This window comes from Yinghuangia soli, assembly GCF_021502675.1.
Taxonomy (GTDB): domain Bacteria; phylum Actinomycetota; class Actinomycetes; order Streptomycetales; family Streptomycetaceae; genus Yinghuangia; species Yinghuangia soli.
The window spans coordinates 301,793-326,926 of sequence record NZ_JAKFHA010000002.1 but is presented as its reverse complement, the minus strand read 5'-3'; the positions used below and the strand labels follow the sequence as shown (position 1 = coordinate 326,926).

The 25,134-nt window shown below is 71.5% G+C and carries 19 protein-coding genes; 6 read left to right on the top strand and 13 right to left on the bottom strand.

Annotation, left to right across the window (positions count from 1 at the left end; genetic code table 11):
- Window positions 1-137: 137 nt before the first annotated feature.
- The 5 genes from LZ495_RS05645 to LZ495_RS05625 form a co-directional block, all read right to left on the bottom strand.
- Window positions 138-1,265 (bottom strand): sulfotransferase family protein, encoded by a 1,128-nt coding sequence (locus LZ495_RS05645; RefSeq protein ID WP_235050842.1) that lies wholly within the window; start codon window positions 1,263-1,265, stop codon window positions 138-140.
- Window positions 1,252-2,997 (bottom strand): non-ribosomal peptide synthetase, encoded by a 1,746-nt coding sequence (locus LZ495_RS05640; RefSeq protein ID WP_235050841.1) that lies wholly within the window; start codon window positions 2,995-2,997, stop codon window positions 1,252-1,254. Before LZ495_RS05640 ends, LZ495_RS05645 begins: the two co-directional genes overlap by 14 nt.
- On the bottom strand, window positions 2,994-4,271 hold the full coding sequence (locus tag LZ495_RS05635; protein WP_235050840.1) for a condensation domain-containing protein: 1,278 nt from the start codon (window positions 4,269-4,271) through the stop codon (window positions 2,994-2,996). Before LZ495_RS05635 ends, LZ495_RS05640 begins: the two co-directional genes overlap by 4 nt.
- A 237-nt stretch (window positions 4,272-4,508) precedes the next feature.
- The gene (locus LZ495_RS05630) at window positions 4,509-5,057 is read right to left on the bottom strand and encodes an anthrone oxygenase family protein (RefSeq protein ID WP_235050839.1); all 549 of its coding nucleotides are present in this window, start codon (window positions 5,055-5,057) and stop codon (window positions 4,509-4,511) included.
- Window positions 5,058-5,371: 314 nt separating this feature from the next.
- Window positions 5,372-6,835 carry an MFS transporter gene (locus LZ495_RS05625; protein ID WP_235050838.1) on the bottom strand — a complete coding sequence of 488 codons (1,464 nt, stop codon included), beginning with the start codon at window positions 6,833-6,835 and terminating at the stop codon, window positions 5,372-5,374.
- Between the two features lie 208 nt (window positions 6,836-7,043).
- Here LZ495_RS05625 and LZ495_RS05620 point away from each other — a divergent pair, with 208 nt between their 5' ends.
- The 3 genes from LZ495_RS05620 to LZ495_RS05610 all read left to right on the top strand — a co-directional run bounded on the left by LZ495_RS05620 (window position 7,044) and on the right by LZ495_RS05610 (window position 10,701).
- Entirely contained in the window at window positions 7,044-7,349 is a 306-nt protein-coding gene (locus LZ495_RS05620) for a putative quinol monooxygenase (RefSeq protein WP_235050837.1), read from the top strand.
- A 128-nt stretch (window positions 7,350-7,477) separates the two neighbouring features.
- The gene (locus LZ495_RS05615) at window positions 7,478-8,140 is read left to right on the top strand and encodes an ArsR/SmtB family transcription factor (RefSeq protein ID WP_235050836.1); all 663 of its coding nucleotides are present in this window, start codon (window positions 7,478-7,480) and stop codon (window positions 8,138-8,140) included.
- Window positions 8,137-10,701 carry an FtsX-like permease family protein gene (locus tag LZ495_RS05610; protein ID WP_235050835.1) on the top strand — a complete coding sequence of 855 codons (2,565 nt, stop codon included), beginning with the start codon at window positions 8,137-8,139 and terminating at the stop codon, window positions 10,699-10,701. The genes LZ495_RS05615 and LZ495_RS05610 overlap by 4 nt, the downstream gene beginning before the upstream one ends.
- 116 nt (window positions 10,702-10,817) lie before the next feature.
- On the opposite strand, the gene LZ495_RS05605 is transcribed toward LZ495_RS05610, so the two are convergent.
- The 4 genes from LZ495_RS05605 to LZ495_RS05590 all read right to left on the bottom strand — a co-directional run bounded on the left by LZ495_RS05605 (window position 10,818) and on the right by LZ495_RS05590 (window position 16,864).
- A complete protein-coding gene (locus LZ495_RS05605; RefSeq protein ID WP_372498524.1) occupies window positions 10,818-11,627 on the bottom strand; it encodes an ABC transporter ATP-binding protein in 810 nt (269 codons plus the stop codon).
- Window positions 11,624-14,416 (bottom strand): ABC transporter permease subunit, encoded by a 2,793-nt coding sequence (locus tag LZ495_RS05600; RefSeq protein ID WP_235050834.1) that lies wholly within the window; start codon window positions 14,414-14,416, stop codon window positions 11,624-11,626. The genes LZ495_RS05605 and LZ495_RS05600 overlap by 4 nt, the downstream gene beginning before the upstream one ends.
- A gap of 152 nt (window positions 14,417-14,568) precedes the next feature.
- Complete coding sequence (locus LZ495_RS05595) at window positions 14,569-15,831, bottom strand: ABC transporter substrate-binding protein (protein WP_235050832.1); 1,263 nt, start codon at window positions 15,829-15,831, stop codon at window positions 14,569-14,571.
- Between the two features lie 355 nt (window positions 15,832-16,186).
- Complete coding sequence (locus LZ495_RS05590) at window positions 16,187-16,864, bottom strand: TetR/AcrR family transcriptional regulator (protein WP_235050831.1); 678 nt, start codon at window positions 16,862-16,864, stop codon at window positions 16,187-16,189.
- A gap of 246 nt (window positions 16,865-17,110) precedes the next feature.
- Here LZ495_RS05590 and LZ495_RS05585 point away from each other — a divergent pair, with 246 nt between their 5' ends.
- Complete coding sequence (locus LZ495_RS05585; protein WP_235050829.1) at window positions 17,111-18,340, top strand: arginine deiminase; 1,230 nt, start codon at window positions 17,111-17,113, stop codon at window positions 18,338-18,340.
- Window positions 18,341-18,823: 483 nt separating this feature from the next.
- On the opposite strand, the gene bldC is transcribed toward LZ495_RS05585, so the two are convergent.
- Window positions 18,824-19,030 carry a developmental transcriptional regulator BldC gene (gene bldC, locus LZ495_RS05580; RefSeq protein WP_003949541.1) on the bottom strand — a complete coding sequence of 69 codons (207 nt, stop codon included), beginning with the start codon at window positions 19,028-19,030 and terminating at the stop codon, window positions 18,824-18,826.
- A gap of 450 nt (window positions 19,031-19,480) precedes the next feature.
- The gene (locus tag LZ495_RS05575) at window positions 19,481-20,359 is read right to left on the bottom strand and encodes a DUF8083 family protein (RefSeq protein WP_235050827.1); all 879 of its coding nucleotides are present in this window, start codon (window positions 20,357-20,359) and stop codon (window positions 19,481-19,483) included.
- A gap of 138 nt (window positions 20,360-20,497) precedes the next feature.
- On the opposite strand from LZ495_RS05575, the gene LZ495_RS05570 reads away from it, so the two are divergent.
- Together LZ495_RS05570 and LZ495_RS05565 are read left to right on the top strand one after the other, a co-directional pair.
- Window positions 20,498-21,613 carry a Glu/Leu/Phe/Val family dehydrogenase gene (locus LZ495_RS05570; protein WP_372498523.1) on the top strand — a complete coding sequence of 372 codons (1,116 nt, stop codon included), beginning with the start codon at window positions 20,498-20,500 and terminating at the stop codon, window positions 21,611-21,613.
- Between the two features lie 239 nt (window positions 21,614-21,852).
- A complete protein-coding gene (locus tag LZ495_RS05565) occupies window positions 21,853-22,101 on the top strand; it encodes a DUF3073 domain-containing protein (protein WP_235050824.1) in 249 nt (82 codons plus the stop codon).
- 191 nt (window positions 22,102-22,292) lie between these two features.
- Here the strand turns inward: LZ495_RS05565 and purM are convergent, their stop codons facing one another.
- Both purM and purF read right to left on the bottom strand, forming a co-directional pair.
- Complete coding sequence (purM, locus tag LZ495_RS05560; RefSeq protein WP_235050823.1) at window positions 22,293-23,351, bottom strand: phosphoribosylformylglycinamidine cyclo-ligase; 1,059 nt, start codon at window positions 23,349-23,351, stop codon at window positions 22,293-22,295.
- A gap of 181 nt (window positions 23,352-23,532) precedes the next feature.
- The gene (gene purF / locus LZ495_RS05555; protein ID WP_235050822.1) at window positions 23,533-25,089 is read right to left on the bottom strand and encodes an amidophosphoribosyltransferase; all 1,557 of its coding nucleotides are present in this window, start codon (window positions 25,087-25,089) and stop codon (window positions 23,533-23,535) included.
- Window positions 25,090-25,134 lie beyond the last annotated feature (45 nt).

The window sequence follows — 25,134 nt, the reverse complement described above, 5'->3', positions numbered from 1 at the left end:
GTTGCGGCCGTTTCCGGACGGCACAGCAGGAATTCCGGGTCCAGGACAAGCCGCGCGAAGTTCTGCGCCGGGACGGCCTTCGGGAAGGGCCGAGCCCCCGGGCCTGGCGGACCGGGGGCTCGGCGGGACGGGTTCGGTCAGAGGTCCCAGTCGGCGGTGTAGCCGGCGAACCGTTCGCGCACTGCCTCGGTGGACAGGCCGAACTCGGCGGTCGAGTATTCGTGCCGGCCGAACTTGCCCTGCGGGTTTTCCTGCATGTACGCGGCCCAGCGGGCTTCCGTATCGGCCGAGAGGGGGTCGCCCACCTCGGTGTAGATGCGGCGCATGGTGGCGACCGGGTCGGCGACGAGGTCGGGGTAGCGCACGTCGACGACGGGGACGTCCGGGTGCGCGGCCCGGAAGTCGGCTATGCGCGTCGCGGACAGCTCCACGACCCGCGTCCAGTGCTCGGCCGCCGCGAACGGGACGTCGGAGAAGACCCGCCGCATCGAGCGCGCGAAGCTGCAGACCGAGGAGATCACCGCCACCGGGTCGCGGTGGGTCACCACGAACCGGGCGTCCGGGTAGCGGGCCAGGATGTACTCCGGGGTCAGCGCGTGGGTGGGGGCCTTGAGCGTCCACCAGCCGCGTGCGTGGCTCTGCATGACCTGCAACTGGAGCCGGTGGTAGTCGTACGCCGAGGTGTGGTCGCAGTCCAGGTTCCACTCCCGGTACGACGGCGCCTCCAGGATCACGTCGAACAGCAGGCCGCGGAAGTCCTGCGCGAGGATCGACACGCACTCGGTCGGCCCGGTGGCCGGCTCGTCGTGGATCGCCTTGAAGCCGGGGTTGAGCGCGTCCATGAACAGCTGCGACGCCTCTTCCTCCGCCACCCGCGGGTCGGTCTCGAGCGCGTCGGCCTGCACCGGCGGGACGGCCCGCATCGCCTCCCAGCGCAGGGGTGCCCGGCGCCGGGGGTCGGCGTGCAGCAGGCCGCTCAGCAGGGTGGTGCCGGTGCGCGGCGGGCCGATGACGAACAGCGGACGCTCGACCTCGGCGGCGGTCACCTCGGGGTGGCCGGCCGCCCAGTCGACCACCTGGAGGCGGTGCGACAGCATCCCGGTGATCAGGCCCTGGATGATGTTCGCGCCGTCGGTGGTGAGTTTGGCCGGTCCGTTCACGTCGGCGACCAGGTGCTCGAGCCCTTCGCGGAACGCCTGCCCGCCGAAGTCCTCCAGCCCGGTCTCGCGTACGGCGGTGCCGATGAGGTCGTCAACGTCGAGCATCGGTCAGTCCTTTCTCGATCAGCCGGGCCTGCTGGGCGATGGTGGAGTGGTCGAGCAGGTCGCGCATCGGGATGGTGACGCCGAACTCCGTGTGGAACCGGTTGCGCAGCCGGTAGAGCATGAGCGACGAGCCGCCCGCGTCCACGAAGTCGTCCTCGGGGGCCGCGGGTACGCCGAGCAGGTCCTGCCAGATCCGCCCCACCGCGCTGGTGACGGGATCCGGCACGGCCGAATCCGGGTCGGCCGGCTCCGGGAGGGGCAGCGCAACCCGCCACGGCAGCGCATCCCGGTCGGTCTTCCCGTTGGGCAGCAGCGGCAGCGCCGCGACGCGGGTCACCGCGGCCGGGACCATGTACGCGGGCAGCAGCGTGCGGGCGTGCGCCAGCAGCGCGGCGGGGTCCGCGGCCCCGGTGCAGTACGCGGCGAGCCGGTCGCCCCGTACCGCGGCGGCGACCTGCCCGGCCCCCGGTACGGCCGCCAACACCGATTCGATCTCGCCCAGTTCGATGCGCAGGCCGTTGACCTTGACCTGTCCGTCGGCGCGGCCCAGGTATTCCAGGACGCCGTCCGGACGCAGCCGGCCGAGGTCCCCGGTCCGGTAGCACCGGCCGTCCGGGGTCGCGGTGAAGCGCTCGGCGGTCAGCTCCGGGCGCCCCAAGTACCCCCGGGACACGCCGGTGCCGCCGACCACGATCTCCCCGGTCTCACCCGTCGGGACCGGGTTGCCGTCCGCATCGCACACGGCCACCCGGGCCCCGGCCAGCGGCCGCCCCAGCGGCACCGGACCGTCGAAGTCGGCCGCTGTGACCTGGTGGAACGTGGCCGCGTAGGTGGTCTCGGTGGGCCCGTAGACGTTCCACACCTCGGTGACACGTGTCGACAGCGCACGTGCCAAAGGCCCGGGGAGCACCTCGCCGCCCGCGCCGACCCTGAGGCCGGGACGGCCCGCCCAGCCGGACTCCACCAGAGCGCCCAGCATCGTGGGCGTGGCGACCATGAACGTGACGTCGTACGCGTCCACCAGGCGTGCCAGCGCGTGCGGGTCGAGGCGCTCGTCCTCGGTGGCGACCACCAGCCGGCCGCCGTGGCACAGCGGCAGGAAGATGTCGACGACCGACATGTCGAAGGCCAGCGGCGAGACGCACAGCACGGTGTCGCCGGGCCCGACCGGGACCAGGCTCTGCACCGCGGACAGCAGCGCCGTGACGTTGCCGCGCTCCACCTGGACGCCCTTGGGCGTACCGGTGGATCCGGAGGTGTAGATGACGTAGGCCAACGCATCCTCGGCCCCGCCGGCCTCGGCAACCGCAGAGGGCGCGCCGCCCGCAAGCGCGGCGACGACGGTGTCGTCCAACGCGCCGACGGCGAAACGCACTCCGGCCTCGCGGAGGATCTCGCTGCGGCGCGCCGGTGGCCAGGCCTGGTGCAGCGGCAGGTACGCGCCGCCCGCCTTGAGCACCCCGAGCACCGCGGCGATCATCGCGGCCGAGGGCGGGACGGCAATGGCGACCGGCTCCTGCGCGGTCAAGGCACCTGCCACCGGCCTGTGCAGCTCGGCGACGACGGACACAGCCGGATCCGCGGACCCGGTCGGCGACCCGTCCGCGGTGAGTGCCTGCGCCACGCGCTCGGCCAGGGCGTCCAGTTCCGCATAGGTGAGGCGTACGCCGCCGCCGACCACGGCTTCGGCATCGGGTGTCGCGGCAACATGCCGCTCGAACATGGAGATCATCGCGCCTGCTCCCCGCCGATCAGGTCCCGCAGCGGTACGTGGCGGTCGGCGCAGGCGGCCCGGACCGCGGCACCGAACCGGTCGGCCATCGCGCCGATGTACTCCTCGGACCACAGCTCCGGCTGCCACACGAACTCGGCGCAAAAGCCCGCGCCCCGCCGGCTCACCACGACGCGCAGCCCGCTCGGGCTGGTCAGCAGCCGCCGCCGGGCCGCGTCGTCCACCAGGGCCTCGGTGCGGCACCCGGCCAGTTCCGGTGCACCGAACTCCTGCGAGAAGTACTGGAACAGAATGACCGGCCGGCCCACTCCCAGCCCGGTCTCGGCGTGCGCCATCAGGTCCAGGTACGGCACTTGCTGATGTGCGAACGCGCCCGAACAGGCCTCCGCCGCCTGCTTGAGCAGCACATCGAATCCGGCCGAACCCTCGCGCATGGCCTCGTCCAGCTGCGCCCGCAAGAAGACGGTGTTGGCGAAATAGCCCGCCGTCTCCTCCACTCCGGGGTACATCCGGTTGTCCATTGCACTGGTCACACTCAGGTCGGTACGCCCGGTCTCCCCGCACAGCACCGCGGCCATCGCCGCGAACACCACCGGGTACGGCGTGACCCGCTCCCGGGCGCAGAACGCCGCGAGGTCGTCGGTCAGCGGCACCCGGAGGTACCCGACGACCGACGGCTGGCAGATTCCGGAGTACGAAGGCGAGTGCGCGTCCAGCGGCATGCCCGCGCTGCCCGCGAGTTGTTCCTTCCAGTACGCGATTTCCTCGGTGAAGACGTTCTGCGCGACCGCGTCGCGCTCCCAGGCTGCGAAGTCGATCTGCTGCAGCCGGCCGTCCTCGGCCTCCGGGCTGCGTCCCGCGGCCAGTTCGCCGTAGAAGTGGCCCAGGTCGCGCATCAGCACGCCCAGCGTCCATGCGTCGCCGGACAAGTGGTGGAGGTGGATTCCGACGACCCATTCGCCGTCGCCGGCGGGGACCACCAGGACGCGCAGCGGGTGTTCGGTGGCCGCCGCGAACGACCGGGAGAACTGCGCCTCCAGGAGTTCGTCGGGATCGCCGGCGGCGATCGTGACCATCTCCTGCGGTTCGGCGTCCGCAATAGCGCGCGGACCTTGCTCGGTGTCGACCACGCGCGTCCGCAGCGCTTCGTGCCGCCGGGCCAGCAGTGCCACGGCCTCGCGGAGCACTCCGGTGTCCAGCGCGCCGGTCACCCGGAAGGCGAACGGGATCGTGAAGCCGGTGGACGGGAAGCCCTGCTCGATCAGGTGGAGCATCTCGGGTGCACCCGCAAGCGGATTGCCAAATTCCGCTCTGGGTACGGGTGTTGGGCCTTCGCGTAAGGCTCGGTGCATAGTCATGCCCGGGGATAGTGCTCGATGCGGCGCCCAGGAACCATCAAGCGCGCTGTGGTAATTCACCCGACAAACCGCCTGAGAGCGCATGAACCGGATATCCGCCCCAGACCGTCCCCGCTGTTCGCATCTGCACAGCGAGGACGCCGGCACCGCCGGTCAGACGCGGTTGCGGCGGAACAGGCGCAGGGACTGCACCGAGGCCGCGAACGCCGCCGTGGACAGGACGGCGCGCACCGCGTTCCAGACGTTCCAGGTGCCCTCGAAGTCCGCGCGGGCCGCGGAGGGGTCGGTGTCGCCGGCCGCGGCCAGCGCCTCGTTGAGCGGGACGTTGATGCCCATGGTGGTCAGCACACCGGCCGTGTAGAGCGCGGCCGCGGCAGCCGCCCACTTCATCGCCGAGCCGCCGCCCTTCTTGCGCTGCTTCCAGGCGGCGACCGCCGGGAACACGCTCGCCCCGAAGAACGCCGCGAAGAAGAGCGGGTTCTCGATGTTCACGTTGATCTGCTGCATGGAGTGCACGAAGCCCGCGTCGTCCTTGCGGCCCAGCATCGGCATCACGTACACGGAGAAGGCGACGTACGTGGCGGCCATCGCACCGTTGGCGACGGCTCCGGCGGTCAGCCACGCGCCGAGCCGGTCGCGAGTGGCCGGGGCGAGCGGGGCGGCAGCAGCAGCGGCGGTGCGGGTGGTGTCGACGGCAGCCATGATGGACTCCTTTTGATTCAAGGGGATTTGGTGCTTCCCGGCGGCTCCGGATCTTCGTTTCCGGCGCCCCCGTTCTTCGTGCTTCAAGATTCGCGCAGCGCAACCGGCGGAACAACGGCGAAGTCCGGAACCCCGGTTAACCCACGGGTTACCGATACGAGGCACCCCCTGCGCCGCACACCGCGCCCCCGGCATCGCTGCCGCGCACGGCACGTCAATGGGGCCCGGGCCCGCCTTCTCGGCGGGCCGTGGCTCCCGGGGTACGCCCCTCACGGACGCGTCGTCACCTGCGCACTCGTGTGCGCCGGTACAGCTCATGCACCCTGCCGGACCGGCTCGGCGTCCGAAGCGGCCTGCTCGGCACCGGCCGCAGCGTCCGCCCCGCGGCTGCCGCGCAGCGTCACGATCGCGATCAGCGCACCGGCCAGCGCTATACCCGCGGCGCCGAGGAACGCGGCGGAGTAGCCGTCGGTGAGCGCCGACACGTTGCCCATCTCGCCGGCGCCCTGCGAGGCCGCCAGTGCGGTCATCGCGGCCAGGCCGAGCGCCGAGCCGACCTGGTAGCTGGTGTTGACGATGCCGGAGGCCAGGCCGCCTTCCTCGGGACGGGCGCTGGAGAGCGCGGTGCCCAGGGACGGGATGAAGGCCAGCGACATGCCGGTGGCGGCGACCAGCGAGGCGGGCAGGACGTCCACCCAGAACGACCCGCCGGGGCGGATGAAGGACAGCCACAGCATGCCCGCGGCGAGCACCGCGAGACCCGAGACGACCAGCGGCTTCGGCCCGAACTTGGCGGTCAGGCGGGGCGCCACGGTGATCATCATGATCATGATCGCGACGGTCATCGGGAGCAGTGCGGCACCGCTCGCGAAGGCCCCGAGGTCCAGGACCTGCTGCAGGTAGAGGTTGAGGAAGAACCACATCGGCACCCAGGCCGCGGCCATCAGGAACTGCGCGACGTTCGCACCCGCCAGGTTCGCGGCCTTGAAGATGCCCAGGCGCATCAGCGGTTCGCTGCGCCGGGCCTGGACCGCGACGAACAGGCCGAGCAGGGCCAGGCCGCCGGCCAGCACCAGCAGGGTCTCCGCGGACGCCCAGCCCGCCTCGGGGGCGCGGACCACGGCGTAGACGACGGCGCCGAGGCCGCCGGTGACAGTGGCGGCACCGAGCCAGTCGACCGAGCCGCGCTGCGCGGGGGTGTCCGGCATCAGGCGCGGGATGGCGATCAGTGCGGCGATCGCGACGGGGATGTTGATGTAGAAGACCCAGGGCCAGCTGAGGTACTCGGTGATGACGCCGCCCAGGAACACGCCCGCGGTACCACCTGCCGGGGCCGCGGCGCCGTAGAGCGCGAAGGCCTTGCCGAGCTCCTTCGGGTTGTTGCCGAAGAGCATCATCAGCAGCGTCAGCGCGGACGGCGCGATCAGTGCGGCACCCACACCCTGCAGGCCGCGGCCCGCAAGCTCGACCCACACCTCCCCGGCCAGGCCGGCGACCAGCGAGCCGACCGCGAGGATCGCCCAGCCGGCACTGAAGAGCCGCTTGGCGCCGAGCAGGTCGGACAGCTTGCCGCCGAGCAGCAGCAGACCGCCGAAGGCCACGACGTACGCGTTGAACACCCACGACAGGTTCTCCGGCGAGAAGCCGAGGTCGACCTGCATCTCGGGCAGGGCCACGCCGATGATCGACGAGTCCATGATGGCCATGAACTGCGCCGCGGCGATCAACCCCAGCGCCTTCCAGCGCCGCGGGTTCGGCGCGGTTTGCGATCCGGACATGGCGCACTCCTCTCTCTCACGGGCCGTCAGGAGCGGTTCTCCGCTGGCGCGGACCGCTTCGGCACGACGTGGAACATACCCTAGGGGGGTAGGGTATGCAACGACATGAAGGCGCCCCTTGGCACTTCCACCGCCACGCCCCGTCCCCCAAGATGGCCCGCGGGCGCCCCCGCGCCTGACGGACAGTCAGTACTTCAGGAGGACGAACATGCTGGTCATCAGCGGTTTTCTCACCTTCCGCCCCGAGGACCGCGACGAGGTCGTCCAAGGCCTCCTCGACGTCTCGGAACTGAGTCGGCAGGACCCGGGCTGCGTCGAGTACTGGTGGGCGGAGGAGCTGGGCAAGCCCAATACCTTCCGCTTCTTCGAGGCCTGGGAGACGGAGGCGCAGTTCGAAGCGCACCGCGCCATGCCGTACGAGGAGGCCTTCAACGCGCGCTACCTGCCGAAGCTGATCGGCGTGGACGCCAACGTGTACTCCGTCTCGGAGCGGAAGTCCGCGCTCGGCATGTAGCCCGGGCGCGGCCGGACCCCGGGGCGGTGCCCCCGGCCGGCACCCGCACAAGGTGGGGACAACCCCCGGCCGAGACCAGGGGGTTGTCTCCAGTGCACAGAGAGTTGTGCACAAAATAGTGTGCACGCATGGCAGAAACCCCGCGCGAGGTGAACGACCTCGCCGCCCTCAAGACCCTCGCGCACCCGCGCCGGGGCCGGATCATCCGGCACCTCGCCGCGCACGGCCCGGCGACCTCCGCCGCCCTGGCCCGCGCGCTCGGCCTCAACACCGGCGCGACCAGCTACCACCTGCGCGAGCTGGCCCGGCACGGCTTCGTCGAGGAGATCGACCGGGACGGCGCGCACGGCCGCGAGCGCTGGTGGCAGGCCGTCCGCGCGGACCTGCGGTTTCCGCCGCGCAGCCGGCAGACGGCCGAAATGCGCGCCGCCGTCGACGAGATGAACCGCCTCTCGTTCGCCGCCGACATCGAGGCCTTCGTCCGCTTCCAGAACGACGTCGACCCCGGCGACCCCTGGGCGGACGCCGCGCCGTACTCGCGCGGCACCGTGCACGTCACACCCGCCGAACTCGCTTCCTTCTTCGAAGAGTTCATCACGCTGCTGAACCGCTACAAGCGCCCGCCCCAGGCCCTCCCGCCCGGCGCCCGCACCGTCCAGACGCGGTTCCTGGCCTTTCCCGCACCGGACCCGGATCCCGACCCGGCAGGCGAAACCGCCCCCGAGTCCCGCCCCGAGACCGACCCCACCTCCGCACCGGCTCCGGCCGCCGACCCCGCGACGGAGTCATGATGCTCAGCCTCGCCTGGTCCACCCTGCGCGCCCGCAAGGGCGGCTTCATCGGCGCCTTCACCGCCCTGCTGTGCGCCGCGGCCCTGATCACCGCCTGCGGCGTCCTCCTGGAGACCGGACTGCGCGGCGGCATACCCACCGAGCGCTATGCCGGCACGCCCGTCGTCGTCACCGCCGACCAGAACCTGCACTGGACCAAGCACAAGAAGGGCAAGGAGAAGGTCAAGTCCAAGCCGCTGCCGGAACGCGCCTGGCTGGCCGCCGACACCGCCGACCGCCTACGGAACGTCCCGGGGGTACGCGCCGTCGTCCCCGAACTCACCTTCCCGGCAACCGCCTTCACCACCCAGGGCGCTCCGCTCGGCGGCCCCGGCGACGGCCCGTCCTGGGGGCACGCCTGGGACTCCGCGGTCCTGACCCCCTTCGCCCTCACCGCCGGCACCGCCCCGACCGGCCCGGACGACGTCGTCCTGGACGCCGACCTGGCGCGCCGCGCCGGTGCCGCGGTCGGCTCGCAGGTCACCGTGCAGTCCACCGCCGCCCCCAAGACGTACCGGGTCACCGGCATCGCCGCGCCGCAGGACCGCACCGGACTGGCCCGCCAGACCACGCTGTTCTTCCACACCGCCGAGGCCGCCCGGCTGGCCGGCCACCCCGGCCAGGTCGCCGCACTCGGCATCCTCACCGCCCCCGGCGCCGACACCTCCGCCGTCGCCGACGACGTGAAGGCCGCGCTCGCCGGCACCACCGCGCAGGTCCGCACCGGAGACGCCCGCGGCCCGGTCGAGTTCATCGACGCCGCAAAGGCCCGCGTCACCCTCATCAGCCTCGGCGGCGCGCTGGGCGGCACCTCGCTCCTGGTCGCCATCCTGGTCGTCTGCGGCACCTTCGCCCTGTCCCTCCAGCAGCGCCGCCGCGAGATCGCCCTGCTCCGCGCGGTCGGTGCCACGCCCCGCCAGATCCGCCGCATGGTCGGCCTCGAAGCGGTCTTCGTCGGCCTGCTCGCCGGCGCGCTCGGCGCCTTCGCCGGACTCGGCCTGGCCCGGTGGATGCACGGCCGGTTCGTCGAGGCCGGTGCGATGCCCAAGACCCTGGAACTCGCCGCCAGTCCGTTCCCGGCGATCGGCGCGGTGCTCGCCACCGTGGCCGCCGCATGGGCCGCGGCCCGCATCTCCGCCCGCCGCCCGGCGCGCATCCGCCCCACCGAGGCACTGGCCGACGCCGCGATCGAAAGCCCCCGGATCCCCGTGCTGCGGACCGTCTTCGGCGCCGTCCTGCTCGCCGGATACATCGCCCTGCTCCTCGTGCTGCGCAACCTGCACACCGACGCCGCCGCCACCCCCGTCACCTTCCTGTCCGTCGTCCTGGCCGCCGTCGCCGTCTCTCTGCTCGGCCCGGTCCTGGCCCGCGCCGCAACCGCCGTACTGGCGCTGCCGATGCGCCTGCTCTCGCCGGTCGGCGGCCGGCTCGCGGCGAGCAACAACCGGGCCCGGCTGCAGCGCGTCGCGGCCGTCGTCACCCCGCTGGCCCTCGCGATCGGCATGACCTCGACGATCCTGTTCGTGCAGACCACGACCGCGCACGCCGCGTCCGCCCAGGTCGCGGCCGGCACCGAACGCGCCGACTATGTGCTCGCGTCGGCCGGACCGGGCGTGCCCCGCGCCGCCGTCGACGCGGTCCGCAACGTGCCGGGCGTCGCCGGTGCCACCCAGATCCTGCGCACCAACGTCCGGGCCGGGCAGGACAAGTTCCCCGCGCAGGGCGTCACCACGGAAGGCGCCGCGCACATGCTGGACCTCAAGGCCACCGCGGGCGATCTCGGCGCACTCGTCCCCGACACCGTCGCGGTCAGCACCCAGGCCGCACGCACCAAGCACGTCGGCGTCGGCGACCCGCTCGAGATCACCCTCGGCGACGGCGTCAAGACCACGCTGCGCGTCGTCGCGGTCTACGAACGCGGTCTTGGCTTCGGCGATCTGACGCTGCCTCATGACCTCGTCGCGGCCCACGTCGACAACCCGCTGGCCGCCCAGGTCCTGATCCGCACGGACGACGCGCAGGCCCCCGGCACCCGCGCCGCCCTGGATGCCGCCGCGGCGGCCTTCCCCGGCCTGAAGGTCCTCGGCCGCGCCGAGATCGAAGCCGCCCGCAAGGACCAGCAGGGCACCCAGGCCCAGGTCAACTACGTCGCGATGGGCCTGATCATCGCCTTCACCGCGATCGCGATCGTCAACACCCTGGTGATGGCCACCGCGGCCCGCACCCGCGAGTTCGCGCTCATGCGGCTGGTCGGCATGACGCGCCGCCAGATCCTGCTGATGCTGCGCTGGGAGACGCTCACCGCGGTGCTGACCGCCACCGTCCTGGGCACCGCGATCGCGTGGGGCACGCTCAGCTCGTACGCGGCGGGCATGACCGGCACCGGCACGCCGTACGCGCCGCCCGCCACCTACGCGGCGATCGTCGGCACCGCCGCACTGCTCGCCCTCGCCGCCACCGTGCTCCCGGCCCGGCTCGCCCTGCGGGCCCGCCCGGCGGACGCGATCGGCACGAAGGAGTAGACCAGCACGAACCGTTCCGGAGGCCGGGCGGGGACAGGGCGCACTGCCCCGTCCCCGCCCGGCTTCCCGTTTCCGGCCTCCCGCGCACGCCGGCCCGGCGGGTACGCGGCCCGGGTTCAGCCGCTGCCCAGGTAGGCGTCCCGCACCGCTTGGTCCGCCCGTACCTCGGCCGGCGTGCCCTCGGCGAGCACCTCGCCGAGGTTCAGCACCACCACGCGCGACGCCAGCCCCATCACGAAGGCCACGTCGTGCTCGACCAGCAGCACCGCGCAGTGCTCGTGGTCGACCAGGCGGCGCACCACCTCGCCCAGCCATCTGCTCTCCGCCGACGACATCCCCGACGCCGGTTCGTCGAGCAGCAGCACCTTGGGCGTGTCCACCACCGCCCGGGCGAGTTCCACGAGCCGGGCCTGCCCGACCGGCAGCGTCCCGGCGTAGGTGTCGCGCAGCTCGGCGAGCCCGCACAGGTCGAGGATCTCCTCGGCTCGCGCCCGGCGTTCCCGTTCCCGGCGGCGCCGGCTCGGCAACCCCAGCAAGTCGGCGCCGATGCCACCGCCGCCGCCCCGCCATTCCTCGGCGACCACCAGGTTGTCGAGCACGGTGAGCCGACCGAACAACTGCTGGCGCTGGAACGTCCGGCGCATCCCGTGCCGGGCCCGCCAGACCGGGCCGCGGGCCGACACGTCGGCGCCGCCCAGGCGCACCACGCCGCGATCCGGGCGGCGGATCCCGGACAGCACGTCGAAGAGCGTGGTCTTGCCCGCGCCGTTGGGGCCGATCAGCCCGCACACCTCGCCGGCCCGCACTTCCAAGGTGACGTCGGTCAGCGCCTTGATGCCGCCGAAGCTCACCCCCACGTTCTCGGCGCGCAGCACCGCCGCGGCGGTCTGCTCGTCGACGGCGGCCTGCGCCACGGTCCTGCTCACCTCGCCACCTCGCTGTGCCCGGCATCCGACGCCGCACTGCCGGCGATCCCCAAGTACGCTGCGGTCAGCCGGTCTTCGTCCACCTCGGAGCGTGGCCCGCACCACGACACGCGCCCGACGCTCATGAAGGCCACCGTGTCGGCGACCGTGAGAATCTCCGACGCCTTCTCCTCGACCAGGAGCAACGCGACACCCAGCTCCCGGAGTTCGACGACGAACCGGAAGATCTCCTCGACCACCAGCGGGGCCAGGCCCAGCGACGGCTCATCGGCCACCAGCACGCGGGGCGGCCGCACGAGCAGCGGGGCGACGGTCAGCTGCTGCTGCTCGCCGCCGGACAGCGAACCGGCCACCACCTTGCGCCGCGCGGCGAGGTTCGGGAAGCGCTCGTACACGCGGTCCCGCTCGGCGGCCGAGCGCAGCCACATCGAGAGGTTCTCGTCGATGGTGAGGGACGGGAAGATCCCGCGGCCCTCGGGGGCGAGCAGCACGCCGTCCCGCGAACGCCGCACCGCGGAGAGCCGGGTGATGTCCCGGAACTCGCCTCTTTCACCGGCAAGTTCCACGATTCCCGAGGTCGGTGCCAGCAGCCCCGCGGCCACCGCGCAGGTGGTCGACTTGCCCGCGCCGTTCGCGCCGAGCAGCGCCAGGATCGACCCGGAACGCACCTCCAGGTCCACGCCGTGCAGGACCTCGACCCCGGCGTAGCCCGCCCGGATGCCGCGCAGCCGGAGCAGCAAGTCGGACGCGTCCGCAGCCGCTTCGGCGCCGTCTTGCGGTTCGTCCGCGTGCGGGGCCAGAGCCACCACCGGGCCCGCCTCGACCCGCGGTTCGGGAACCTGCGGCGGCACTGCGGACGCCTTGCCGCGCCCGGTGACCCGGCCGCGCAGCGCATGCAGGCCCTCGGCCATCTGCACGACCCAGCCCTCCGGGTTGCCGGCCAGCGCGAGGCCCGCAAGGCCGAAGAGGATGACCGGCACGTACGGCGAGTCGGTGACGTAGTCCTCCATGATGTGCGGGAAGAGGGCGAAGGTCAGGCCCGCGACCACCGCGAACTGCGGCCGCCGGATGCCCGCCGCGACCACGATCGCCAGCCAGATCAGCCCGTTCATCGCGGTGAACTCGGTGGCCGTGATCCGGGTGTTGAACGACGCCCAGAACACCCCGCCGAACCCGGCGATGCCCGCCGAGATCGCGAACAGCGCGAGCTTGGTGCGCAGCACCGAGACGCCCGACGCCATGGCCGCGGGCGGCGCCGAGCGCACTGCCAGCATCGCCCGGCCGGACGCGGAGTTCTCCAGGTTGCGGATCAGCACGATCACCAGCGCCACGATGATCAGCAGGGCCAGCGCGAGGGCCCGGTCGTCGTTGAGGTCCACCGGCCCGACCACCGGCCGCGGGATCTCCCAGCCCACGTCCCCGTTGCGCAGCCAGCGCATCTGGAACAGGACCTGGTCGCCCAGGAACGCGAGCGCCAGCGTCGCCAGCGCGAGCATGCGCCCGGACAACCGCAGGGCCGGCAGCGCGACCACCATGCCGAGCAGCGCGGCCGCCAACGTGCCCGCGCACAAGGCCAGGAAGAACGAGACGCCGTGGCTCATCAACAGGCCCGCGGTGAGCGCCGAGGCGGTAACGAACGTCGCCTGCGCGAGGCTGACCATGCCGCCCAGCCCGGTGACCACGGTGAACGACAGGAACACCAGCGAGGCGGCCAGTCCTTGGGCGATCAGCCCGATCCAGAACGGAGTGGTCCAGGTGTACAGGCTCACCGCCAGGAAGAGGCCGGCCGCCAGCCACGGGGCCCAGCGCCGCAGCGGCGACATGCCGGCCAGGTAGTCCGGCGGCGGCGCGTCGACCGCGGCAGTGCCCGCGCTGCGCTTGCTGCGCGAGAGGACGAGCAGGCCGACGAAGAGGAGCGCGAAGGGAACTGCCGTACGGAATCCGGTGATCCGATCGGTCCAGGACGGCGCGTACCCGGCCACCAGGTTCTGCACCACGCCCAGCAGCAGCCCGCCGCCGAACGCGATGGGCACCGACTTGAAGCGGCCCAGCACCGCGGCCGCCGCGGACACGAACAGGATGAGCGTGTAGTCCACCGAGCTCAGCGCGAGCAGCGGTGCGGCCAGCACACCGACCGCGCCGGCGAGACCCGCGGACAGCATCCAGGCGATGCCGGAGAGCCGGTCGGCGCTGACCCCGCGCAACTCGGTGAGGGTGCGGCTGTCCACCGACGCGCGCAGCCGCAGGCCGAGCGGGGTGTGCCGCATCAGGATCCACAGCGCCACCGCGACCACGGCGGTCACGATCCAGGTGATCAGCTGGTTGGAGTCGATCCCGACGCCGTGCCGGATCTCCCACTGCACAGGCGGGTTCGGCCCCACCCCGGGCAGTCCGTACTGGTTGTCGGGCGGCGCGAGGTCCACCCCGGCGTCGCGCAGCAGCACCACGATCCACTGGCCGAGCGCGGGCAGGGCCACCAGCAGGCCGATGGTGGCCACGATCTGCGGGGTCTCGCCGAGCTTGGCCAGTTTGCGGAACATGATCCGGTCGAGCAGCCAGCCCAGGCCGGGCGCGAACACGAAGACGGTGAGCAGCGCCGCGGGCACCGGCGGGACGTCCAGCCCCTGGTTGACCTCGTAGAAGAACAGTGCGGACAGGAACGCGGTGGCGCCGTGGGCGAAGTTGAGCACCCCGGAGGCCGAGTACGCGAGGACCAGCCCGGACGCCAGCAGGGCGTAGATCGCCCCGGTGACCAGGCCGCTGATGACGAAGACGAGCAGCTCGCTCATGTGCCGGTGACGCTCCCTCGTACGACATGCGGACCGGGCGGGGACCGCGGGGACGGCGGGCCGCCCCGGCCCTCCGCCACGCCGGGGGGCGGCGGGCGGACCGGGGGCCCGATCCGGTGCGCGCCGTCAGCGGGCGCGGACCGGAGGCACCGTCACTTGAACGGGACGCTCGGGTAGCACTTGTACGGCGAGATGATGTTGTAGCTCTCGCCCTTCAGCTGGACCATCGCGCCGCAGCCGAAGGAGTTGTTGCGGCCGTCCGGGAACTTGCGGTCGCCGACCAGCGCGTACGTGTCCTGGAAGTTCGCCGCGGCCGCCTGGTAGGTGTCCACCGTGAGGTTCTCGCCGGCCTTCTTGGCGATGGCCACGAACAGGTCCGCGGAGTTCCAGCCGACCATCATCGACTGGTTCCACTCGGTGACCGGTTCGCCCTTGGCCTTGGAGATGTACTCCTTGAACTTCGCCATCTCCGGCGCGGTCGACTCGAACGGCATGTTCTGCACGAACACCTGGACGTCCTGCAGGGCTTCCTTCGACGCGGCCTGCTTGAGCAGCGCCGGGTCGTAGTCGGTCGCGTCGGTCAGGATGCCCTTGAAGCCGGCCAGCTTGAGCGCCTTGAACAGGCCGATGTTGGCGGGCGTCTGCATGATCGAGACGACCACGTCGGGCGCCTTGCCGCCGTTGCTCGACATGATGTCGTTCACCCACGGGCTCCAGTCGGTGGGCACCGTGGTGCCGGGCACCGTGGACTTCCCGTACGCGACGGTGAAGCCGCCGGCCGGGAACGCCGCCTGGTAGGTGGCCAGCCCGAACTTGCCCGCGTCGGTGTCCTGGGTGATCAGCGCGACCGACTTGCCCTTGCCGCCGCCGAGGATGTCGGAGAGCAGGCCGGGCCACGAGGTGTTGACGTTGTGGCCGGCCTTCGGCACCAGGCAGCCGTTGTAGCCCATGCCGTATTCCTGGTCGCAGAACGCCGGCACGGTGCCCCAGCCGATGTACGGCGTCTTGTTGTCCTTGAGGAAGCCCGCCGAGCCGGAGATCGTCGTGGTGTTGACCGGGACGATGGCGAACACCTTGTCCTGCTGGACGAGTTTGCGTACCGCGGTGGTCGTCTTCGCGGGGTCCTGGTTGTCGTCCTCGGACCCGATGTAGTCGATCTTGCGGCCGTTCACCCCGCCCTCGTCGTTGGCCATCATGAACCGGGCCTTGGCGCCGAGGTCGGTGTCCTTCTTGCTGTAGCCGGAGGGGGTGGTGATCGAGACCACGCCGCCGATCTTGATCGGGTCCTTCGAGGCCGGTGCGCCCGGGCTGTTCGGGTTGCTCGGAGTGTCCTTCTTCGTCGTCGAGGAGTTGCACCCGGCGAGCAGCAGGACCGGCACCATCACCAGTCCTGCGGCGCGAAGGAGACGAGGCATGGATTCCTCCCCACGGACCGCCGGGCCGGCGCCCTGACGGACTTCGGTCGTTCACCTGACTGAGCGCGAGCTGTGCTGGAGCCGTGAGCCGAGCGTGAGCCGAGCCTTGAGCGAAGCGTTGCCGCGTGCCGTTTCAGTGCGGTGGTGCGCCGTGCGCCGTGCGCGATGTGCGGGGACTTGCCCTGGTGCGTAAGCACTTGTCGATCAAACGACTGGCTGAGATTGGTGATTCTGTGCCGGGCCTGACAGATCGTCAAGAGATGTTGCCGGAGAGAGATGTCAGCAGTCGATGACAATCCGGCGGAGGCGCGCGGCCGCCCGGCGGACGACCGGCACGGGCCGCTCCCCGGCGGCGTCAGGCCGGATGCGCGGGTGCGGCGAACGCACCGACCAGGAAGTCGACCAACTGGTCGAACAGCACCTTGTCGTCGTTCGACGCGTGCCGGCGCAGCCACTCGCGCACGGCCCCCTGCCGCAGCACCCGGTTGACCAGGTCCTTGGCCACCCCGAAGCGGAACAGCACGACCTCGGGCGGGACTTCGGGGAGGGTGCGGCGCAGCACCGACAGGTACCGCTCGGTCAGCGGGTCCACCTCGTCGGTGATCAGGTGCATGGACGTGGGGTGCTCCCCCACCGCGACCAGGAAGCCCAGATAGTGGTGGCCGCCGCCGCGCCGGTCCCGGCTCAGCTCGACGGTGGGCAGCAGCAACGCCGCGACCACGTCCCGGAGATCGGGTGTGTCGTGCGCCTCCAGCTGGTCCAGCAGCTGCGCGCGGCGCACCCCGAGGCCCTCCAGGCGGCGGTGCAGGATCGCCGCGATCAGGTCCTGCTTGGAGCCGAAGTGGTAGTGCACGGCAGCGCTGTTCGCCCCGGCGGTGCCGGTGATGTCGCGTACCGAGACCCCGTCGATGCCGTTCTTGGCGAAGAGGCGTTCCGCGGTGCGCAGCAGCTTGGCCCGGGTGGCCGCGCCCGAGCTGTTGCCGTTCCGGGGGTTTGTCTCGGCCGCCCCGGCCACCCGCGTACCACTGGACATGCCGACCACTGTAGGGCGTGCCGCCCCGAACGGATCACCCGGTTCAATCAGCCGATCCGCTGAATTCCCGCACCTGGCCCGAACCGGGGGCGAAGCGGGCCGAAAGTCCCGCGCAGAGACGACCAAGGTGCCCGCAGCCGAGGAGCTTCGGCGGCCGATTCCGGCTCCTGCGGGGCAGAAAGTGGGAGGTGCAAGCGCGAGTCGTATGCACCGGGGCCACGCACCCGGAGGAAGAAGGACGGATCCATGTTCCACGTCGATTCCGAGGTCGGTGTCCTCAAGCAGGTCATCCTCCACCAGCCGGATCTGGAGATGCTGCGGCTGACCCCGTCCAACAAGGACGACCTGCTGTTCGACGACGTGCTGTGGACCTCCCAGGCCCGGACCGAGCACCGCGCGTTCCAGGACACCCTCGTCGAGCGCGGCATCAAAGTGCACCTGCTGCACGACCTGCTCGCCGAGACCCTCAAGAACGAGGACGCCACCGACTTCATCCTGGACCGCATCCTCGACGACCGTCAGGCCGCGCTCGGCGCGACCCTGTCCCGCATGGTCGCCGAGGTGCTGCATGCGATGACCCCGGTCGACCGCGCCCGGCACCTCGTCGGCGGCATCAACCGCCGCGAGCTGGTCGCGGCGCTCGGCGGCGAGCGCCACAGCCTCGGCCTCGCGGCCCTCGACGACAACGACTTCGTGCTCGCCCCGCTGCCCAACCACCTCTTCACCCGGGACACCTCGGCGTGGGTGTACGGCGGCGTCTCGATCAATCCGATGATGAAGACCGCCCGCAAGCGCGAGACCGTGCACTTCGAGGCGATCTACCGCTACCACCCGATGTTCACCGGGGCCGGGGTGCGCGAGTGGTTCGAGGGCGAGGCCATGGCGCCGGCGTCCATCGAGGGCGGCGACGTCCTGGTCGTCGGCAACGGCGCGGTGCTCATCGGCATGAGCGAGCGCACCACCCCGGCCGGCATCGAGCTCCTGGCCCGCCGCCTGTTCGCGGCCGGCGCCGCGGAGAAGGTCATCGCGCTGGAACTGCCCAAGGCCCGGGCGTTCATGCACCTGGACACCGTCATGACGATGGTCGACAAGGATGCGGTCTCGCTCTACACCGGCCTTCCGCAGGACTCGCTGCGCTCCTTCACCCTGACCCCGGGCAGCGACCCGCAGGTCCCGCAGGTGCAGGAGAACAAGGAGTTCTTCCCGGTGCTCGCCGACGCCCTGGGCGTGGGGAAGATCCGCGTGCTGCAGGCCGAGCAGGACGTCTACGCCGCCGAGCGCGAGCAGTGGGACGACGGCTGCAACGTGCTGGCCATCTCCCCGGGCACCGTCGTGGCCTACGAGAAGAACGTCACCACCAACACGATGCTCCGCCAGAACGGCATCGAGGTGCTCACCATCAAGGGCAACGAGCTCGGCCGCGGCCGCGGCGGCCCGCGCTGCATGAGCTGCCCGATCGAGCGCGAATCCGCGTGACCTGAAGCGGTTCCGCCCGCACCCGCCCCCGTCCGGCCCCTCCGGACGGGGGCTCCGGCACACCCGCACCGAAGCCGTCGGCCCTGCCCCGGAGCCGCCCCGGAGCACTGCCAAAGCCGCCGCGGAATGGCCGAAACGCGGCCGCGGATCCCCGAACGGGACTCCCGATGTGACGCACGTCACGGTTTTGCCTGGAAATGGTTTTCAAAAAAGGCCGGAAACAGGCCATGCATTGTATGTGATATTTTACTGTTAGGCCGATAGGGCACGCCGCATACCGGCCACCGAAGCGCCCGAAGACCCCCGTACGGACGCCCCGCCGACTCCTTCCAGAGCCGCCGCGAAGCCCGAACGGACCCCCGGCAGCATGCCTGCCCACCCCGCGGAACCCGCCGGACCGACACAAAAGCGTCGCCCCCGTATCCGGCGGGACCGGGGGGCGACGCTCAAGCAAACGGCTGATGCAGTGGCCCTGCCGTGGAACTAGGCCTCGCTGCGCTGCTGCGGAATACCCGCAAGCAGGGCACGAACCTCCGCCTCGCGGTAGCGGCGGTGGCCACCGAGGGTGCGGATCGACGTGAGCTTGCCGGCCTTGGCCCAACGCGTGACCGTCTTCGGGTCCACGCGGAACATGGTGGCAACCTCGGCCGGCGTCAGCAGCGGCTCGGCATCAGGCGTACGAGCGGTCATGAGCGGCCTCCTCGGGAGAACCGAACCAAGCACGGTTCTTTCTTCAAATTCTGCACCTTGACCCTCGATGTCCGAAATGGTTCTCGGGGGCCAAGTCGGTTATAGGACGAACGGCTTGTCCTTCACAGTACAAGTACACCATCCGGCGGCCCTGGTTGGCCAAACCGCCGGAATTGGCATCGCAGCACTCAACCGGCGCGATCCCGAAGGACCGTACATAGCGGACAGTCACCCGCCTGTGACGAAGAGTCACTTCCGGCCTATCGGCCCCGCGCGTCGACCCCAGCCACAGCATTCCCGAGGAGGACCCCCGAGAGTTGTGCGGATAGGGCATGACTAGGGGCGTCGAGCACCCTTTGTCCGATTCATCATATACGAGCAATTCGGCGCCGTATGCGAACTATGAGATGTTGATCTCAGAAATTCTTGCCGTCGGGAGGATTGGACCGCTCAACTGGCGTGCTCCAGCGCCCGCACCGCGGACCACCGCTCGGTGATGCGCCGGTACGCCTCCGAAGCCCGCGCCCCGTCGCCGGCCGCCAGCGCGGTCAGCCCCTCCGCGACGTACTCCGCGGTGCGCTCCTCGGCCAGGTCGCCGGACGGGATCAGCCGCACCAGCCCGCCGAAGTCCAGCTCGACCATCGCCCGCGGATGGAACTCCTCCAGCCACCGGCCCAGCTGTTCGAGGCCGGTGATCAGGGCACCCTCCTCGAGGGTGTCACGCAGCACCCGCAGCGCCCGGGCGACCCGCCGCCTGGCCTGCACCATCGGGGTCCGGTAGTAGAGCTGCCGGCCCCCGCCCGCCCCCTCCGGGTCGGCGGGCTCGACCAGCACCCGCTCCTCCTGCGCGAACAGCACGAACCAGCGCATCGGCACATGCCAGGTACTGCTGTGGATGTGCGGCTGGACGTCCGGGTTCTCCGCCCGCCACCGCTCGTGGTCCGCCTCGGCCTGCGCCAGCACCACCCGCGGCCAGAAAGCGTCCAGCACCACCGGCGGGAACTCCCGGCGCATTTCGGCCAGCGCCGTCCAGCAGCGCAGCCGGGTCTGCCGCGGGCAGACCACCGGGATGCCGTCGACCTCGGCGACGAACGCGTCCTCGCTCTCGTGCGGCGGGGCCGGCTCGGGCGGCGTGGCCAGGATGCTCTCCAGCGCCATGCGCTGTTCCTCGCCGGTCAGCTCGGCGGTGCTGCCGGAGCCCCACACCCGCCGCGTGTGCACGTCGCGCACGTAGTCCGCCCAGCGCGAGCGGTCCGGTTCCGGGAACGCCGCAAGCGGCTCGTACACACGCAGGTATGCCGAGTAGGGGGCCACCACCGAAGTCCGCACGTACCGAATGTTCGCACGACGGCGTACGCGTCGCCGGGCCACCCGGAGGATTCGCCCACGGCGCGCGCCCGCGGTCCTAGGGTTGGAGGCAGACGCCCGCGATCACCCATCCGCGGGCCGGACTCGGGAGTCACCACAGTGACGACAAGCACCACGGGCACCACCGCACGGACCCACACCCCGGGACCCGTGTTCGGCAGGGGCACCGGCCACGAGCAGGTGGTCTTCTGCCAGGACCAGGCGAGCGGGCTCAAGGCCGTCATCGCCGTCTACTCCACCGCCCTCGGCCCCGCCCTGGGCGGCACGCGCTTCTACCCCTACGCGACCGAGGACGAAGCCGTCGAGGACGTCCTCAACCTCTCCAAGGGCATGGCCTACAAGAACGCCCTCGCCGGGCTCGACCACGGCGGCGGCAAGGCCGTCATCATCGGCGACCCCAAGCGCGACAAGAACGAGGGGCTGCTGCGCGCCTACGGCCGCTTCGTGCAGTCCCTGGGCGGGCGCTACGTGACCGCCTGCGACGTCGGCACCTACGTCGAGGACATGGACGTGGTGTCCCGCGAATCCTCGTTCGTCACCGGCCGCTCGCCCGACAACGGCGGCGCCGGGGACTCCTCGGTGCTGACCGCGTACGGCGTCTTCCAGGGCATGCTCGCGAGTGCCGAGCACCTCTGGGGCACCGGCACCCTGCGCGGCCGCCGGGTCGGCGTGGCCGGGGTCGGCAAGGTCGGCCGGCACCTGGTCGGGCACCTGCTGGACGACGGCGCCGAGGTCGTCGCCACCGATGTCGACCCGGCCGCGGTCGCCCGCATCCGCGCCGCGTACCCCGCGGTCGCGGTGGCCGACGACACCGACGCGCTGATCGGCGAGCCGCTCGACGTGTACGCACCCTGCGCACTCGGCGGCGCGCTCGACGACCGGACCGTCGGCATCCTCAGCGCGAAGATCGTCTGCGGCGCGGCCAACAACCAGCTGGCCCACCCCGGTGTCGACAAAACGCTCGCCGAGCGCGGCGTGCTCTACGCCCCGGACTACGTGGTGAACTCCGGCGGGGTCATCCAGGTGGCCGACGAGCTGCACGGATTCGACTTCGAACGGGCCCGGCGCAAGGCGTCCGGCATCCGCGCGACCACCGCACGGGTGTTCGCGCTGGCCGACGAAGAGGGCGTCCCGCCCGCCGTCGCCGCGGACCGACTCGCCGAACGGCGCATGGCGGATGTGGGCCGTCTGCGCGGGATCTACCTCGGAAGCTGAATCACAGGGTATCGTCAGCCCCGGCAAAGGACCCACGATCAGGCCCCTGACCAGCCGGAACAGTATTGCCGGGTCGGGGTCCGAGCCCACCTGTCACCCATGCGACGTACCGTCGCGCCGCGGAAGCAGGTACCGTTAATGCTCCACGGGCCGGTTCTCGAAGGTGGATGAACCGTCCCTGATCGTGAACGCGTGTCAAGACCTGGGGCCGTGAGCCCCGTCGTTGAGGGGGTCGAGCCATGGGGCGCGGCCGGGCCAAGGCCAAGCAGACAAAGGTCGCCCGCCAGCTGAAGTACAACAGCGGCGGGACAGACCTGAACCGTCTGGCCGATGAGCTGGGCGTGTCGTCAGCCGAAGAACCGCAGGTTCGAGCGGACAGTGACGACACGTATGAAGACGAGCTGGACGATCCCTACGCGGCGTATGCGGACTATTACGACGATGAGGACGACGACGAGGACGACGCCGGCCCCTCGGGCCGCCGCTGACCTTGCCGCGGACCTCGTCTGACGGTTCGCCGCCCGTGCCAGGGGTACGGCAGCACATCGGTCCGGGACCAGGCCATACGTGGCCGGTCCCGGGCCCTTTGTGCTGCCCGGAACCACCCTGCGGGCCCTGATGCCGCCGCCCGGGCCCCGCGTACTCCGCGAGGCCCGGCAACGATGCTTCAGCGCGCATGTCAGCTCGCGTGGGACCCCTCCAGAACCGCCTGCCCGGTGCCCGCCGTGATCCGGCCCAGCACCCAGGACGGCACACCGCGCTCGGCGAGCACCGCGAGAGCCGCGTCGGCCGCGTCCGCGGGCACCACGGCGACCATGCCGACGCCCATGTTCAGGGTCTTCTCCAGCTCCGCCTGCGCGACGTTGCCGACCGAGCCGACGAGCGAGAACACCGCACCCGGCGTCCACGTCGAGCGATCCAGGCGGGCGTCCAGGTGCGCGGGCAGCACACGGGCCAGGTTGGCCGCCAGGCCGCCGCCGGTGACGTGCGAGAACGCGTGCACCTCGGTGCGGCGGGTCAGGTCCAGGCAGTCCAGCGAGTAGATCCGGGTCGGCTCCAGGAGCTCCTCGCCGAGCGTGCGGCCGAACTCCGCGACCTCGCGGTCCAGCGTCCAGCCGGCCTGCGTGAGGAACACGTGGCGCACCAGCGAGTAGCCGTTGGAGTGCAGGCCGGACGCGGCCATCGCGATCACGACGTCGCCCTCGCGGACGCGCTCCGCACCGAGCAGCTTGTCGGCCTCCACGACGCCGGTGCCGGCGCCCGCCACGTCGTACTCGTCCGGGTCCAGGAGGCCCGGGTGCTCGGCGGTCTCGCCGCCGACCAGCGCGCAGCCGGCCAGCACGCAGCCTTCCGCGATGCCCTTCACGATCGCCGCGATGCGCTCCGGCACGACCTTGCCGGTGGCGATGTAGTCGGTCATGAACAGCGGCTCGGCACCGCACACCACCAGGTCGTCCACGACCATGCCGACCAGGTCGCGGCCGATGGTGTCGTGCTTGTCCATGCGCTGCGCGATCGCGACCTTGGTGCCCACGCCGTCCGTGGAGGTGGCCAGCAGGGGGCGCTCGTACCGCTTGAAGGCGGAGGCGTCGAAGAGCCCTGCGAAGCCCCCGATGCCGCCCAGGACCTCGGGGCGGGAGGCCTTGCCGACCCAGGTCTTCATCAGCTCGACGGCGCGGTCGCCGGCCTCGATGTCGACGCCGGCGGCGGCGTAGGTGGAGGAGGGGGTGTCGGTCACGGCGGTACGGCCCTTTCGGGTCGAGTGGATCGAGTGGATCGGGTGCTTCGGGTAAGTCTGGTGCTTCGCGCGGATCGGGCGCTGCGCGTGGCTCGCGGGTCCGGGTGGCCGGAATGGCCCGGCCGGCCGCGGGACAGGGCCGGGGCAGCGGGGACGCCCGTGGGCGCCCCCGCGTGCGGCGCTACGGGCGGCGCAGGGCGTCTTCGGCGCCCGCTCCGCCGAGCAGGGACTGCACCCCGTCCGCGTCGCTGCGCACGGACTGCTCGATGCCCTCGAGGAGGTGCTTGCCCAGGCGCTCCGGGTCGGGCAGCGCGATCGGGTAGACCCCGTCGAAGCACGCCCGGCACAGGTTGTCCTTGGGGATGGTGGTCGCCTCGACCATCGCGTCGATGGAGATGTACGCGAGCGAGTCGGCGCCGAGCGACTTGGCGATCTCGTCGACCGACAGGCCGTTCGCGATCAGCTCGGCGCGGGTGGCGAAGTCGATGCCGAAGAAGCACGGCCACTTCACCGGCGGCGACGAGATCCGCACGTGCACCTCGGCGGCGCCCGCCTCGCGCAGCATGCGCACCAGGGCGCGCTGCGTGTTGCCGCGCACGATCGAGTCGTCCACCACGACCAGCCGCTTGCCGGCGATGACCTCGCGCAGCGGGTTCAGCTTGAGGCGGATGCCGAGCTGGCGGATGGTCTGGCTGGGCTGGATGAAGGTCCGGCCCACGTACGAGTTCTTCACCAGGCCCTGGCCGAACGGGATGCCCGAGGCCTCCGCGTAGCCGATCGCGGCCGGCGTGCCGGACTCCGGCGTCGGCATGACCAGGTCGGCCTCGACCGGGGCCTCGACGGCCAGCCGGCGGCCCATCTCGACGCGCGAGGCGTGCACGCTGCGGCCCGCGATCGAGGTGTCCGGGCGGGCCAGGTACACGTACTCGAAGACGCAGCCCTTCGGCTCGGCCTTCGCGAAGCGCTGGGTGCGCAGCCCGTGCTCGTCGATCGCGACCAGCTCGCCGGGCTCGATCTCGCGGATGAACGAGGCACCCACGATGTCGAGGGCGGAGGTCTCGCTCGCCGCCACCCAGCCGCGCTCCAGGCGGCCGAGCACCAGCGGGCGGATGCCCTGCGGGTCGCGCGCCGCGTACAGCGTGCCCTCGTCCATGAAGACCAGGGAGAAGGCGCCTTCGAGCTTGGGCAGGACCTGCATCGCGGTCTCTTCCAGCGAGAGGTCCGGGTGACCCGCCAGAAGGGATGCCAGCAGATCGGTGTCGCTGCTGGCCTCGATGCGGCCCTGATAGGGGTAGTTCAGCTCACCGCGGTCGGGGCCCTGCTCGGCGACCAGGCGGGCGAGCTCACCGGTGTTGGTGAGGTTGCCGTTGTGGCCGAGCGCGATGCTCCCGGTCGCAGTGGCCCGGAACGTCGGCTGGGCGTTCTCCCAGACCGAGGACCCGGTGGTCGAGTAGCGGGCGTGCCCGACGGCCATGTGGCCGCGCAGCGATCCCAGGGTCGCCTCGTCGAAGACCTGGGACACGAGGCCCATGTCCTTGAAGACGAGGATCTGGGAGCCGTTGCTCACTGCGATACCGGCGGATTCAGTCCCGCGGTGCTGCAGTGCGTAGAGCCCGAAATAGGTAAGTTTCGCAACCTCTTCGCCGGGGGCCCAGACGCCGAAGACTCCGCAGGCATCCTGCGGGCCCTTCTCGCCGGGGAAGAGATCGTGGTTGAGTCGTCCGTCGCCACGTGGCACGCCCCGAGTCTACGCGAGGGTTTCGGACGTCGCCGATCACCCCGG